At 68.4% G+C, this 14080-nt stretch carries 10 protein-coding genes and 7 tRNA genes; 14 read left to right on the plus strand and 3 right to left on the minus strand.

Annotated elements, in window-relative coordinates:
• Window positions 1-121: 121 nt before the first annotated feature.
• Both greA and Aco04nite_RS26585 read right to left on the minus strand, forming a co-directional pair.
• A complete protein-coding gene (gene greA, locus Aco04nite_RS26580; protein ID WP_212999985.1) occupies window positions 122-616 on the minus strand; it encodes a transcription elongation factor GreA in 495 nt (164 codons plus the stop codon).
• A gap of 240 nt (window positions 617-856) precedes the next feature.
• Window positions 857-1276 (minus strand): DUF4307 domain-containing protein, encoded by a 420-nt coding sequence (locus tag Aco04nite_RS26585; RefSeq protein ID WP_203842724.1) that lies wholly within the window; start codon window positions 1274-1276, stop codon window positions 857-859.
• A 111-nt stretch (window positions 1277-1387) separates the two neighbouring features.
• Here Aco04nite_RS26585 and mca point away from each other — a divergent pair, with 111 nt between their 5' ends.
• The 14 genes from mca (at window position 1388) to Aco04nite_RS26655 (ending at window position 13065) form a co-directional block, all read left to right on the plus strand.
• Window positions 1388-2266, plus strand: a complete 879-nt coding sequence (gene mca / locus Aco04nite_RS26590) for a mycothiol conjugate amidase Mca (RefSeq protein ID WP_212999986.1) — start codon at window positions 1388-1390, stop codon at window positions 2264-2266.
• A gap of 1187 nt (window positions 2267-3453) precedes the next feature.
• Complete coding sequence (locus Aco04nite_RS26595) at window positions 3454-3807, plus strand: hypothetical protein (protein ID WP_212999987.1); 354 nt, start codon at window positions 3454-3456, stop codon at window positions 3805-3807.
• Window positions 3808-4582: 775 nt separating this feature from the next.
• The gene (locus Aco04nite_RS26600; protein ID WP_438874943.1) at window positions 4583-7129 is read left to right on the plus strand and encodes an EAL domain-containing protein; all 2547 of its coding nucleotides are present in this window, start codon (window positions 4583-4585) and stop codon (window positions 7127-7129) included.
• 106 nt (window positions 7130-7235) lie between these two features.
• Window positions 7236-9230, plus strand: coding sequence for a thioredoxin domain-containing protein (locus Aco04nite_RS26605; protein ID WP_212999989.1), 1995 nt, complete (start codon window positions 7236-7238; stop codon window positions 9228-9230).
• A gap of 445 nt (window positions 9231-9675) precedes the next feature.
• Window positions 9676-9747, plus strand: a tRNA-Ala gene (locus Aco04nite_RS26610).
• 28 nt (window positions 9748-9775) lie between these two features.
• A tRNA-Leu gene (locus Aco04nite_RS26615) sits at window positions 9776-9848 on the plus strand.
• Window positions 9849-9969: 121 nt separating this feature from the next.
• A tRNA-Ser gene (locus tag Aco04nite_RS26620) sits at window positions 9970-10064 on the plus strand.
• Window positions 10065-10080: 16 nt separating this feature from the next.
• Window positions 10081-10154: transfer RNA gene (locus tag Aco04nite_RS26625), tRNA-Ile, on the plus strand.
• A gap of 12 nt (window positions 10155-10166) precedes the next feature.
• A tRNA-Asn gene (locus tag Aco04nite_RS26630) sits at window positions 10167-10239 on the plus strand.
• 13 nt (window positions 10240-10252) lie between these two features.
• Window positions 10253-10324 (plus strand) — tRNA-Val (locus Aco04nite_RS26635).
• A gap of 131 nt (window positions 10325-10455) precedes the next feature.
• A tRNA-Cys gene (locus Aco04nite_RS26640) sits at window positions 10456-10526 on the plus strand.
• A gap of 191 nt (window positions 10527-10717) precedes the next feature.
• Window positions 10718-11884: a 5-(carboxyamino)imidazole ribonucleotide synthase gene (locus tag Aco04nite_RS26645; RefSeq protein ID WP_212999990.1), complete on the plus strand. Its 1167-nt coding sequence runs from the start codon at window positions 10718-10720 to the stop codon at window positions 11882-11884.
• Entirely contained in the window at window positions 11884-12381 is a 498-nt protein-coding gene (purE, locus tag Aco04nite_RS26650) for a 5-(carboxyamino)imidazole ribonucleotide mutase (RefSeq protein ID WP_212999991.1), read from the plus strand. The genes Aco04nite_RS26645 and purE overlap by 1 nt, the downstream gene beginning before the upstream one ends.
• Before the next feature lie 285 nt (window positions 12382-12666).
• Window positions 12667-13065 carry a nuclear transport factor 2 family protein gene (locus Aco04nite_RS26655; protein ID WP_212999992.1) on the plus strand — a complete coding sequence of 133 codons (399 nt, stop codon included), beginning with the start codon at window positions 12667-12669 and terminating at the stop codon, window positions 13063-13065.
• 416 nt (window positions 13066-13481) lie between these two features.
• Here Aco04nite_RS26655 and Aco04nite_RS26660 read toward each other — a convergent pair whose 3' ends face one another.
• Window positions 13482-14075, minus strand: a complete 594-nt coding sequence (locus Aco04nite_RS26660) for a GrpB family protein (protein WP_212999993.1) — start codon at window positions 14073-14075, stop codon at window positions 13482-13484.
• Window positions 14076-14080 lie beyond the last annotated feature (5 nt).

Raw genomic sequence — 14080 nt, forward strand, 5'->3', positions numbered from 1 at the left:
CCACCCAGCCGCAGCCAGGCTCCCGCCGCCGTTCCCTGATCTAACCGGCCCGCCCCACACCACACCGGCCCGGATAGCCGGGGGTGGGGGATTGGGACCCGAATGCGTCATTTGCCGAAGCTCAGCCGCCGAACGGCGAGAACTCCACGACGGTGACCTTGATGTCGGCGCCGCTCGGAGCCGTATAGGTGACGGTCTGGCCGGTGGCGGCGCCGAGGATCGCCTTGCCGAGAGCGGACTCGGGGCTGTAGACGGTGAGGTCGGTGGTCGACGCGATCTCGCGGGAGCCGAGGAGGAACTTCTCGGTGTCGCTCTTGTCGTCGTCGAAGTAGATGGTGACCACCATGCCGGGGGTGACCTTGTCGGCGGTGGGGGTGTCGCCGACCTCGGCGTTGCGCAGGAACTCCTTCAAGTAGAGGATCCGGCCTTCCTGCTTGCCCTGCTCCTCGCGGGCGGCGTGGTAGCCGCCGTTCTCGCGGAGGTCGCCCTCCTCGCGGCGGGCGTTGATCTCTGCGGCGATCTCCGGCCGGGCTGCGATCAACTCGTCGAGCTCGGCCTGCAGCCGGTCGTAAGCGTCCTGGGAGAGCCAGGTCTTCGACGCCTCTGAACTGGTCACAGACTCTTCTCCTTGAAACGGGATGAGCGTACGGAGCGAATCACCAAGCTTACCAGCGGTGCACACTCGGTCGATTCGCTCGATGCGGGACAGGTGGAAACGGACGTGCGCTTCCTTGGTACCCGGTGGGTCTGACAGTTTCCTTCGTCCGGGTCACTCGCATGGTTACGTTTTGCGAATGGCGAGGAAGCCCGTTGTCACCGGCGGTGGCGTTCGCGGGCTCCGGGCGTACGGTGAAAATCAGTCAGCGGCCTGGCACTTGAGCACGTCACCCACGAAGGCTTCGGCCCTGGTCTGCACGATTTCGGACGCCTCGATGGTGGTCTCCTGGCCGGTCGCCCGGACCGTCACCGTGCGGCTGCCGACCTCGGCGCCGTCATAGTCGCGGGCGCGCAGCCCGCACTTCGCCGCGCCACCGGCGGGGACCCGGACGGTGAAATCGAGTGTCACCTGCGTGGGTGTGATGTTTGTCCAGCGGACGATCTGGGCGTCGTAGTTCGGATCGCCGTACTGACCGTAGAGGCGCACGGTGAGTGCCGCCGCCGCTACCGCGATGACCACTGCGAAGATGATCGGCCCGGCCAGCCTGCGGCGCCCATCCCGGCGCCGGCCGTAGCGGCCCGGCGGGAATATCGGGTTTGTGGCGCGCGTCTCGCTCACCAGGGGGACCTCTCCTGCGAAAAGTGTCAGTGCCATCCGACAGAATGACGTTGTCCATCTTCGCAGCCGAAACCGGGTCCTACGAACGAGGTCCGGTCGAGGGAGAATTCAGTGGCTGAGCAGTTGCGTCTGATGACCGTGCACGCACACCCGGACGACGAGTCCAGCAAGGGCGCCGCCACCATGGCGCGCTACGTCGCCGAGGGCGTCGACGTGCTGGTCGCGACGTGCACGGGCGGGGAGCGCGGCAGCGTGCTGAACCCCCAGATGGATCGGCCCGAGGTCCTGGCCGACATCGCCAACATCCGTAAACGCGAGATGGACGAGGCCCGCGCGATCCTCGGCGTCCGCCAGGCCTGGCTCGGCTTCGTCGACTCCGGCCTGCCCGAGGGCGACCCCCTCCCGCCGCTGCCCGAGGGCTGCTTCGGCCTGGTCGACCCGGAAGAGGGCGCCAAACCGCTGATCAAGCTGATCCGCGAGTTCCGCCCGCACGTCATGACCACCTATGACGAGAACGGCGGCTACCCCCACCCCGACCACATCATGTGCCACAACATCTCCGTGGTGGCCTTCGACGCAGCCGGCGACCCGGACAAATACCCCGAGCTCGGCGAGCCCTGGCAGCCCTCCAAGCTCTACTACAACTCCGGCTGGACCCGCGCCCGCATGCTCGCCCTCCACGAGGGCATGCTCGCCGCCGGCCTCGAGTCCCCCTACACCGAGTGGCTCCAGAACGAGGAACGCACCGACCGCGGCGACAAAATCACCACCCGCATCGAATGCGGCGAGTACTTCGAAATCCGCGACAACGCCCTCCGAGCCCACGCCACCCAGGTCGACCCGGACGGCTTCTGGTTCCACGTCCCCATGGAAATGCAGCAGAAGGTCTGGCCCACGGAGGACTTCGAGCTCGCCCGCTCCCTCGTCGACAGCCCCACCCCGGAGTCCGACCTCTTCGCCGGCATCCGCGAATCGGTGGACACCCACTGACCGCCGTCTGAGTGGGGGGTTCGTCGCAGTGCTGGACGTCCCGGCTGGGGTGGGGCGCTGGGGGGCCTACTCGCGTGGGTTCGTCCTTGACGATCGCGCCGTGACGGTGACCTGCGGGTTGTTGGCCTGGGGCTCGCCTGTCGCTCCTTGATCTTGTGGTTCTGGGGTTGGTCGCTGGTTCGTCCCGCCGCTCTGCGCGACCCATGGAACCTTGCCGTCACGCGTTTCTGGCCCCTGCTGGCTATGCCGGGCCGCCTTGGCTCGGTCTGGTCCGGCTTGGCTCGGTCTGGTTCGGTCCGGCTGGCTTGACTTGGTCTGGTTCGGCTTGGCTTGGTCTGGTTCGGGTCGGGTCGGGTCGGGTCGGGTTGGCTTGGCTCGGCTTGCCTGCGGGCTGACCGGGTCTCGGCTCGGTCTGCGACTGCCTGGCTCAGGCTGCCCGGCTGGGACGGTCCCTGTCGGCTCGGCCGTGCCTTCCGGCTGGCCCGGCTGGGGTCCCATCGGCGTGGCTCGACTCGTCTGCCTTGCTTGGCTTGGGATCCCTCTGGCCGAGGTGGATGTCCGGTTACCTATGGTTCGAGAGGAAAACACGTTCGCGTAGGCCTTCGGTCCGCGCTTCCCGGCTCGGTCAGGCCCTACTTGGCTTTGCGCTTCTTGGCGGGGCGCTCCTGATCTCGTTCATCGCCGCCCGGGGGCCTTCCAGGCCCCCAGGCTCTCGGCCCCACGCTTCCGGGCTCCCGGGCTCCCGGCTCCCGGCCCCAGGCTCCCGCCCCCAAGGTCCTGGGCGCCCACGCTCTCGGCCCCACGCTTCCGGGCCCAGGCTCCCGGCCCCAAGGTCCCGGGCGCCCACGCTCCCGGATCCAGGTTCCTGGGGCACGCGCTCCCGGCCATGCCTTCCAGGCTCCGCGCTCGCAGTTCGTCTTCCAGGCCCTGCGCTTCCGGCCCGGCTGCCTGGCTCAGCCGCACCGGCCCGGACCGCTTGGCCCGGTGCGGTCTCGCCGGGCCAAGGTCGCCTCCCTCATCGGGCGGCGTCATCGGCTGGCTTTGTCGTTGGCCCGCATCCCGACTCGCGGTCTGGGGGGTCTCGCGCAGAGGAGCTGGAGTTGGGCGGTTTGGGTGGGTGGTGGGGGTTGGGTGGGATTGCGGGATCCAGTGGTTGGGTTCGGGGCTGGTGGGCGTACCTTTGGGGGGTGGATTTCGATGCTGTGAACAACTTCGGGGATACCCGGTCCGGTGGGCTTGCCGGGCCGATGGGGCTCTTCATCATTGTGTTGATGTCCATTGCGACGGTGCTGCTCATCCGCAATATGAACAAGCGGCTGCGTCGGCTTCCCGACAGTTTCCCGGACAACCGTGCGATTGCGCGGGACGCTGAGGTGGCGCGGCTCGAGGCGGATCTTGCTCGCGGTGAGGGTCGGCCAGCGCGGGATGATGCTGACGGTGATCGTTCCGGTGTGGACGGTGCCGAGGCTGCGGCCGAGGTCGCGGGCGTGGAATCCACGGACGGCGTGGCGAAGGACGGCGGGCGCGGCGAGCGGGCTTGATGTCGAGTGGCGTGATTCCACTTTGTCAAGTTTCTGGATTCGGCCGCGGGCGCGGCGCGTCGCGTTCCGAACATCGGTAGTGCCCCACCGTCAACCCCTGTTGCGTTCCGCCGGTTTGGCTTAGCCTTCCGCCGGGGGGCTTTGACGTCCCTCCACCCTGCGCGGAAAGGGGGCCGTCGGTGACCATCTCCCGCCCCCCGCATTCTCCACTGCAGATGCACGTGCATCCGCCAGTGCTGCTGGTCAGCGGCTTGCGGTGTGACCTCGGACAAGATCGCTCGCGGACAGTGCGCGGGGCTGTCCGCGCAATCAGAAATGCGACACCCGAGGTGGCACGGCGGCGGGATGGACGAGCCTCCGCGGCCCGTTCGGCGGTGTCGCCGGTGAGCGGCCGGGCCGTCGCGAGCGCGACCGCCGTCTGCACGGACGTGTCGACGTGTGCGAATGGCGCAAGAACGGACGATGGCTCCCGGGCGGGCCGTTTTGACATCAAGCGTGAGGCGCGGTCGAGGGTGCGAACCACCGCTCGGGTCGCTGCCTCGATCACCGCGCGCGCTGCCGGCGCCCGGTTCGCGACCGTTACCCCGGTCGCGGCGGGTGGGTTCGGAAGCGGAGCGGCGCCGGCGCAGTCACGCTGGTGCGGTATGCGGGTGTGTTCGCCGCGGTGGGTAACCGCGGCGCCCCCGATCGCCACGAACTCCGGGAGCAGGTCCGCTTCCGGTCCACGTCGTTCGGGCGAGGAGGTGGCATGACTTCGCCTTACGCTGTGTCGGCCGTGGCTTCCCGGGAAACTGGGGGCGCTGCTGTTGCGCCTGTTCGGCGCGCTTCGGGCGTACGGATGCTGCATGGGTCCGTTCTTGGTCTAGCACTTGTGTTTTCGCTGGTCGGGGTGTTGCTGCCGGGGCAGCGGCCGGAGGCCTTCACGCTCACGCCGGTGGCCGCGGGTGGCATTGCTCTGCTGCTCGTCGCCGCTGGTCAGCTGGCCCGGTTGCGGTTCCGCGTCGGGCGCGGCACCGTCAGCGTGTCCTGGGGTGAGGTCGCCTTCATTCTCGGCTTCGCGCTCGTGCCGCCCGGATGGCTGCCCGCGCTGACCCTTGCCGGGGTCGGTGGCGCGTGGCTGTTCATCACGTGGTTGAACGGTCAGCGCGTGGCGAGGGCCATCGCGCACCTGGCCGCGTCACTCAGTCTCGGTGCGGCCGGGGCGACCGCGGTTGCGTATGCGATCACGGGACCCGCTGCGCCCATCGGCAGTATCCGCACGCAGATCGGTCTCATCGCCGGTGCGGTTGTCTATCTGACAATCACGGTCGGTCTTGCCGTGATCACGCTTACGGTAAACCGGGACGCGGGTTCCCAGGACAGCGCGACGCAGATCACAGCTCGGGCGCTGAATGCCAAGCTGCCGATGTTCGCCGGCAATGTCCTGGTCGGACTCTCCGCCCTGTTCGCGCTGGTCAACGGTCCGTTGTGGTTGATCGCCATGCCCGCGGTGCTGTGGTTGCTGCAGCGGGCGTATCGCCAGCACCTGCGGGCCGATGAGGAGCGGCGGGTCTGGGAGGCGTTCGCCCGTGCCACCCGCACGCTGGGCCTGGCCACCGAGGATGCCGTCGCCGCCGCGGGGCTGCGCGGGGCGCTCGACGTGTTCGGTGCCCGCCGGGTGGAGATGCAAGTCACCCTGTCGCTCGGCCCCGACGCCCGTGAAGATCGGCGATACGTGCAGGACGCTCCGCAGGATCCGATGCCCGGGGCGATGCCGGGACCGGCGATCACCCGGGCCATGACCGTGGGAGGTACGCACGTGGGCGACCTCACCGTCTGGCTCACCGAGCCGACCATGCCCGCCACGCAGGACGAGCTGGCCGTCTCCGCGTACGCGGACGCCCTGGCCGGTGCCCTGCACGACGCGGCGGCCCACGAACGGCTGGCGCTGCTCGACGCGCGCGTCGCGTACGAGGGGGTGCACGATCCGCTGACCGGGCTGGCCAATCGGACCGCGCTGCTGGCGGACGGCGATGACCTCGTCAAGTCGCTGGACCGGGACCGGCCGGTCGCCGTTCTGCTGCTCGATCTCAACAACTTCCGCGAGGTCAACGGCACTCTCGGGTACAGAGCGGGTGACGCCGTCCTGCGTACCGTCGCGGAGCGCCTTGCCGATCTTGCCCGGGAGGGTGAGCTGATCGCCCGGCTGGGCGACGACGAGTTCGCCGTCCTGCTGCCGTCGCTCGCGACCCTCACCGACTCCTCGCTGCCGCAGCGGGACGTGCCCAATCCGTTGCCGCAGGCGGTGCGGCGGGCCCGCGAGATCATCGAGGCGGTCAGCAAGCCGATCGACATCGACGGTGTGCGGCTGGTCACCGAAGTGGCCGTCGGTGTCGTCGTGGAGAACGCAGGCTGTGCCGAGCTGGGTGAGCTCATCCGGCGGGCGAGTGTCGCGCTCGACCAGGCCAAGGAGCTGAACGTCGCGGTCGCCGCGTACGACAGCACCCGCGACGCCACCAGCACCGATCATCTCTCGCTGCCGGCCGAGCTGCTGGACGCGCTCACCGCTGACGACCAGCTCGTACTCATGCTCCAGCCCGAGGTCGACCTCGAGACCGGGGCACCCAACGGCGTCGAGGCGCTGATCCGGTGGAACCACCCGCGGCGTGGATTGCTCACCCCCGATTCCTTCGTACGCACGGCGGAGAACGGCGGCCTGCTCGCACCGTTCACGCGTTACGTGCTCGACCGCGCACTGTCGGCCGCCGCGGACTGGGCTGCGGCGGGGCTGGACGTACCCATCTCGGTCAACGTCTCCTCCCGCAGCCTGCTCGACCCGACCTTCCCGGCCCAGGTCTCCGAGGCGCTGCGCCGGCACCGGATCATCCCGGACCAGCTCGTGCTGGAGATCACCGAATCACTCGCGGTCAGCGAGTCCGGCGTGGTCGACGAGGTCCTGGCGGCGTTGCGAGAGCTGGGAGTGCAGCTCTCGGTCGACGATTTCGGTACGGGCTTCTCGTCGCTCGCCTTTGTCACGCGCGTACGGGTCGACGAGCTCAAGGTGGACCGTTCCTTCGTGCAGGACATGGGCGAGTCGCCGATCGCGGCGGCCATCGTCCGGGGTGCGGTGGAGCTGGGCGCCCGTCTCGGCGCGCGAGTCGTCGCTGAAGGCGTCGAGACCGCCGAGCAGCGAGCCGCCCTCCTGGCCCTGGGCTGCACCTCGGCGCAGGGATACCACTTCAGCCGCCCGCTTCCCGCGGACAAGATCGTGCACACCCTGCGGCAGATGACCGAGGCCGCCCCACCCAGGATCGTGCCGCTGCGGGTCGACGGCGCGAGCTGACTTTCCGGCCGGCCCCGGCGCCCGCGGCGAGGGCCGCCCGGGTTCCGGGCAGGCGGGCCACCCGGCGCCGTGGGAAGTTGTCGGACCCCCGGGCTAGCGTGGGGGCATGGCAAATCGGCTGGCGAATGCGACCTCGCCCTACCTGCTCCAGCACGCCGGCAACCCGGTCGACTGGTGGCCGTGGTCGCAAGAGGCGTTCGAGGAGGCACGCCGGCGCGACGTGCCCGTGCTGATCTCCGTCGGCTATGCGGCCTGTCACTGGTGTCACGTGATGGCTCACGAGTCGTTCGAGGACGAGGCTGTTGCCGCCTCGGTCAACGAGAAGTTCGTCGCGATCAAGGTGGATCGGGAGGAGCGGCCCGACGTCGATGCCGTCTACATGACCGCCACCCAGGCGATGACCGGGCAGGGTGGCTGGCCGATGACCGTCTTCGCGACGCCAGACGGCGACCCGTTCTTCTGCGGCACCTACTTCCCGCGTGCCAACTTCAGCCGCCTGCTCGACTCGGTTGCCGAGGCGTGGCGGGATCAGCGGGAGGCCATCCTTGACCAGGGGGCCAAGGTGGTCAAGGCGATCGGTGGTGCCCAGCTCGTCGGCGGGCCGACCGCCCCGATCTCGGCCGAGCTTCTCGACGCGGCGGCGACCCAGCTCGCCAAGGACCACGACGAGCAGTGGGGCGGCTTCGGCGGCGCGCCCAAGTTCCCGCCGCACATGAATCTGCTCTTCCTGCTGCGTCACCACCAGCGCACTGGCTCGCCCGAAGACCTCGAGATCGTCCGTCACACCACCGAGCAGATGGCCCGCGGCGGCATCTACGACCAGCTCGCCGGGGGCTTCGCGCGCTATGCGGTCGACCAGACGTGGACGGTCCCGCACTTCGAAAAGATGCTCTACGACAACGCGCTGCTCCTGCGCGCCTACACCCAGCTCTGGCGCCTGACCGGCGATGCTCTCGCCCGGCGCGTGGCCGACGAGACCGCGACCTTCCTGCTGCGTGACCTCGCCACTCCCGCCGGCGGCCTGGCCTCCGCCCTCGACGCCGACACCGACGGCACCGAGGGCCTTACCTACTCCTGGACCCCGGCGCAGCTCATCCAGGCGCTCGGCGAAGACGACGGCACCTGGGCGGCCGACCTCTTCGCGGTCACGACGGCCGGCACCTTCGAACACGGCACCAGCGTTCTGGCGCTGGCCAGAGACATCGACGAAGCAACACCCGACCTCGTGTCGCGCTGGCAGGAAATCAGGTCCCGCCTTTATTCAGTACGCACCCAGCGCCCACAACCGCAGAGAGACGACAAGGTCGTCGCCTCCTGGAACGGACTCGCCATCACGGCGCTGGCCGAACACGCCACCCTGCTCGACTCCGCACCGTCGGGTGCTGCGGCCGTCGAGTTGGCGAGGGTGCTTGCGGAGCGGCACATTGTCGATGGGCGGCTGCGCCGGGTTTCGCGGGACGGCGTGGTGGGGGAGCCGGCCGGTGTGCTCGAGGACTACGGCGCGGTGGCCGAGGCCTTCTGCGCTGTGCACCAGCTCACGGGCGAGGGGCGCTGGCTCACACTCGCGGGTCAGCTGCTCGACGTCGCGCTGGACCATTTCGGCACCGGCGAGGGCGGCTTCTACGACACGGCCGACGACGCGGAACGACTGGTCACGCGGCCTGCTGATCCGACGGACAACGCGACTCCCTCCGGGCTGTCAGCCATCTGCGCGGGCCTCGTTGCCTACTCGGCGCTGACCGGCGAAACCCGCTACCGCGAAGCCGCCGACGCAGCCCTGGCCACGGTCGGCCCCCTGATCGGCAGCCACGGCCGCTTCGCCGGCTATTCGGCAACGGTCGCTGAGGCAGTCCTCGCCGGCCCCTACGAGATCGCCATCGTCACGGAAGACCCCCAGGACCCCCTGATCGCCGCCGCCCACCGCCACGCCCCGCCCGGAACGGTCATCGTCACCGGCCGCCCCGGCCAGGACGGCATCCCCCTCCTGGCGGACCGGCCCCTGATCAACGGCAGCGGCGCGGCATACGTGTGCCGGGGCTTCGTCTGCGACCGCCCGGCCACCACCGTCGACGAACTCACCGCGAGCCTGACCGCGCGGTGACGAAACGCAGGTGATCGTCCCGGCCGGCCCTGATCCACTCCGGCCGGGACGATCTTTTTAATGTGACGATCCTTTAATGTGTTGCCCCGTGGTGAATGGGTGTCTAACGTAGTTCTCAACAGCCGGGCCGAGTGGTGAGGAGAGACAGATGTCGCAGCGAGCTTCTATTGCACTGCAGGGCCTTGGTGCCTGCAGCGGCGTGCGGGTTGTCTGTCTCGCGGCGGCGAGTATTTGTTCCGGCGCGGCCAATGGTGCCGGCGCTGTAGCTAGTGCCGCATATGTCGGCAGCTGCAGCAATTATGCCCTTGGGTGGTGGCGTGGCTAGCAGTTGCTAGCGTTCTAACGCCGCCCTCCCCGCACGTGGGATCGGGCGGTTTTTTGTTGTCCACGGCAGGGTCCGGGGCACATGAATTGAGAAACTGCACAGTGGACAGCAATATTTTTTGGGCTTGTGGCGCAGTGGTAGCGCACCGGCGCGGCATGCCGGGGGTCGACGGTTCGAATCCGTCCAGGTCCACGGGTTGCGGGTGGGTCCGCGGCTTGATGTCTTCGTAGCCCAACGGTAGAGGCGCGACGTCGAGGGCGTCGTCAGTGCGCGTTCGAATCGCGCCGGGGACACGTTTTGTTTTCCAGGGCTGGGTGCTGGTGCGCAGGAGAGTTTCGCAAGGTCTCTGTGCGGGGTTCGACTCCCCGACGGTCCACGGGTCCACGGGGTCCACGGGTTCACGGGGTTCACGAAGGGGAGCTGGCCGAGTCTGGTTTAAGGCAGTGGATTGCTAATCCGCCGTAGGGGTCGTATGGCTTCTACCGGGAGTTCGAATCTCCCGCTCTCCGCGTTCTTTTTGGTCATGTCGCTGTAGCTCAGATGGTTGGAGTGCCGCTCTGATAAGGCGGAGGTCGCTGGTTCGAATCCAGCCGGCGATACGTAAGTGTCATTCCGGCGTCGCCCAATGGCAGGGCAGCGCACTGTTAATGCGTACAGGTGAAGGTTCGAGTCCTTCCGCCGGAGCGTTTTTTTTCCCGCCCGTATGGCTCAGCGGGAGAGCGTCCCGTTCACACCGGGAAGGTCCCAGGTTCGATCCCTGGTGCGGGCACGTTGCTCCTCGCGGAGCGGTTGTGGGGCAAGCGCGTCGTGGACGTCGGCACGTCCAGCGGTCTGTAAAACCGCCGCCTTCGGGCATACCTGGGTCGGCACCAGGGACGCGCACATTGAGGGGAGAAGCTTGATCGTATGCCCGAGTGGTGAGGGGGCCGCCTGCAAAGCGGTTCACGCCGGTTCGAGTCCGGCTGCGGTCTCTGGAGGGTGCTGTCCCGTGGGCAGTGGTGGAGCACGTATGCCGGAAGGGGCGGCAGCGGCTCCAGTGGTTACGGCCCGGCCGGACAGGCGGTGACGTGGGTGGTGCTTTTGTCGGGGTCGTAGCGCGTACTTGTGAACCTCGCTACCTCGGGAATCACTCACGTCCGGCGGTCGATAGGCTGGTGGGGCGATGGATAATCGAACTGGTCTTCCTGTTGTCGGCATGGTGGGTGGCGGGCAGTTGGCCCGGATGACCCACCAGGCCGCGATTGCCCTTGGTCAGTCGTTGCGGGTTCTTTCCGAGAAGCCTGACGACAGTGCCGCCCTTGTTGCCGCCGATGTGCGGATCGGGACCCATACCGATCTTGCTGCGCTGCGGGAGTTCGCGAAGGGGTGCGAGGCGGTCACTTTCGACCATGAGCATGTGCCCACCGCGCATATCGCCGCGCTGGCCGCCGAGGGTGTGAAGATCTATCCCGGCGCTGAGGCGATCCTGTTCGCGCAGGACAAGCAGCAGATGCGGGAGCGGCTGGCTGCCATGGGGGCGCCTGTTCCGCTGTGGCGGGCGGTGTCGTCGGCCGCTGACATTTCGGACTTTGCTTCTACGGTTGCCCAAGCTCGCGGCGGTACGGGGTGGCCGGTTGTCGCCAAGGCTGTTCGGGGTGGGTATGACGGGCGCGGCGTGTGGATGCTCGGCGGTCTCGAGGCAGCCTCGGACCTGGTGAGCACGGGAACGCCGTTGATCGTCGAGGAGAAGGTGCCGCTGCGGCGGGAGCTGGCCGCGCTGGTCGCGCGGTCGCCGTTCGGGCAGGTCGCCGCGTATCCGGTCGTCGAGACCGTGCAGCAGGACGGCATCTGTGTCGAGGTGCTCGCGCCCGCGCCGGGGCTGGCCGAGGAGCTGGCCGTCGAGGCGCAGCAGCTGGCCATCGACCTGGCGAACGAGCTCGGGGTGGTCGGGCTGCTCGCTGTCGAGCTGTTCGAGACCGACAACGGGATCGTCGTCAACGAGCTGGCGATGCGGCCGCACAACTCCGGGCACTGGACCATCGAAGGCGCGCGGACCTCACAGTTCGAGCAGCACCTGCGGGCCGTGCTCGACTATCCGATGGGCGAGACGTCGCTGACCGCGCCGGCTGTGGTCATGGCCAACGTGCTCGGCGGCGAACCCGGCGGTATGTCGATCGACGAGCGGTTGCACCACCTGTTCGCCGAGGACCCCGGCGCGCGGGTTCATCTCTACGGCAAGCAGGTGCGTCCCGGCCGCAAGATCGGTCACGTCACGGTCCTCGGTGACGACATGACATCCGTACGCGCCAGAGCGGTTCGCGCCGCCCGATGGCTTCAGGAAGGTTCGTGATGGGTCCCGTTGTCGGCGTGATCATGGGAAGCGACTCCGACTGGTCCACGATGGAGGCCGCGGCGCACGCCCTTGCCGAGTTCGAGGTCCCGTTCGAGGTCGGCGTCGTCTCCGCTCACCGTACGGTGCAGAAGATGGTCGACTACGCGACGTCGGCCACTGATCGTGGGCTCAAGGTCATCATCACCGGAGCGGGTGGCGCGGCGCATCTGCCGGGCATGGTCGCGGCGCTGACGCCGTTGCCGGTCATCGGTGTGCCGGTGCCGTTGAAGTATCTCGACGGGATGGATTCGCTGCTCTCGATCGTGCAGATGCCGGCTGGGGTTCCGGTGGCGACTGTGTCCATCGGCGGGGCGCGCAATGCCGGGCTGCTGGCCGTGCGGATTCTTGCCGCGTCCGATCCGGTGCTGCTCAAGAAGATGCAGGCGTTCCAGGCGAACCTCGAGCAGGTTGTTGCCGAGAAGGACGAGGCGCTGCGCAAGCGGCTCATGTCGTAGCCCCTGCCCTGTTGTCGTAGCCCTGCCCTGTTGTCGTAGCCCTGCCCTGTTGTCGTGGCCTCCCTGTGCAGAGATCGTAGGCTGCCTGGATTTGCGCGTGTGACGCTCACGGTGTGTGGTCGTGGGGGTCGGGGCTGTTCGTAGCGTCACGGAGGTTGTCCACGCTGGGTGACCTGGCTGCGGTGACCGCGCTCAGCGACGGTGATGGCGACGGTGGTCAGTGCCGTTTTCGTCGCCGACGGGTCTGCTGCGCGGTTGGTTCGTGGCGGTGTTTGGATGGTTGGCATGAGTGCTGAGATCACGGCTGTGTACGGGCGGCTGTTGGATGCCTGGAATGCGGGAGATGCCGAAGCAGCCGCGGTGCTGTTCGCGGACGGCGGGCTGCTGATCGGTTTCGACGGCGGCCAGACCGGCGGGGTGGAGGTTCCGGCAGGAGGCTCCTACGTGGCCAAGGTTCGGCGCATCCGGGATGACCGTTTGCTGTACGCGATCGTGGGCGTGGTGCCGCCCGGTTCGTACGACCTGGACCCGGCGTTGAACGCCGTTCATACGGTCGTGGTGGAGGACGGGAAGATCGTGCTGTTCCAGAGCACGCCGGCGAAGTACATGGCCCGCCCGGATCTCGCCGCCTCGCACAACGCCGAGCTGACGCCGCTGCTGCTCACCGGCGACACCCTCGGGTAGCTGATCAAAGGTGCAGAAGCTCCCACTGCGGGTCGAAGGGTAGAGCTGCCAGGCCGGCGATGGCGCGGGGTGGGAAGTCGGGCCAGGAGTCGCGGCGGGTGTCGTGGCGGCGGTTGAGGTGCCGTCCAGGAAGATTTGTGTACGCCGGAGCCCGTCGACTCCCGCAGCGGCGTCGATTTCCCCCGCGGCGATCGCGTCGCCGTATTCGTCGAGGTCGCAGTACCACCAGCCGCGTTGCTGGCCCGGGAAGATGACCGGCTGGTTGATCTGGAATCCGGTGTCGAGCAGGATGAAACTGCGCTGGAGCTTCTCCTCGCCGTGCCACGGAAAGCCCCAGTCGTAGGCGATCGCCGCGCCGTCGCGGTGGCCCGCGGCTCGGATGGCGCCGTCGCGGATGACGGTTACGGGCGTGGCCATCAGTCGCGGAGGCCTGCCCGTTTGAGGATGTCGACGATCACCGCGGCTTTGCTGCCGACGTAGTTGGCCATCGAGAGCGGGTGGGCGGCTGCGGCCTCGTACTTCTGGGCTGCGTAGCGGTCACGGGCTGCCGGGTGGGTGCGGAGCCAGTCGCGCAGGATGAGGTGGCGCAGGTATTCGTCGCAGTCGGGTCCGAAGACGTGCAAGTTGACGTCGTGGGAGTCGGTCCAGAGGCAGCGGTGTTCGTACCAGTGGGGCTCGCGGGTGCGCAGGGTGTAGCCGGCCGCGGTCAGGTCGGGGACGTAGGCGTTCTCGTCGGCGGGGTCGGCGACGATCAGGTCGATGTCCAGGCGGTCTTTGGCGGGCAGGTCGGGCACCGCTGTGGAGCCGACGTGGTCGAGCGCAATGACCCGGTCGCCCAGCGCGGCACGGATGCGGGTTTCCTCGCGGGCGTACATGTGCGGCCACTCCGGGTCGTACGCGCTGACCGTGATTGGTTTGGTCACCTCGGATGGGCGGTCCCCGACCGTGCGCAGCTTCATCTGGCCGGGGGTGAGCGGCGCGGCGGGCGCCGGTAGCGGTGGGATGCGCATTGCCT

It is taken from the genome of Winogradskya consettensis, assembly GCF_018332715.1.
GTDB classification, from domain to species: Bacteria; Actinomycetota; Actinomycetes; order Mycobacteriales; family Micromonosporaceae; genus Actinoplanes; species Actinoplanes consettensis.

What these genes read in the sequence shown, in the direction of transcription:
- Aco04nite_RS26645 (WP_212999990.1), top strand. Translation starts at nt 10,718, where the DNA reads ATGGATAATCGAACTGGTCTTCCTGTTGTCGGCATGGTGGGTGGCGGG.
- purE (WP_212999991.1), top strand. Translation starts at nt 11,884, where the DNA reads ATGGGTCCCGTTGTCGGCGTGATCATGGGAAGCGACTCCGACTGGTCC.
- Aco04nite_RS26655 (WP_212999992.1), top strand. Translation starts at nt 12,667, where the DNA reads ATGAGTGCTGAGATCACGGCTGTGTACGGGCGGCTGTTGGATGCCTGG.
- Aco04nite_RS26660 (WP_212999993.1), bottom strand. Translation starts at nt 14,075, where the DNA reads ATGCGCATCCCACCGCTACCGGCGCCCGCCGCGCCGCTCACCCCCGGC.
- Aco04nite_RS26605 (WP_212999989.1), top strand. Translation starts at nt 7,236, where the DNA reads ATGGCAAATCGGCTGGCGAATGCGACCTCGCCCTACCTGCTCCAGCAC.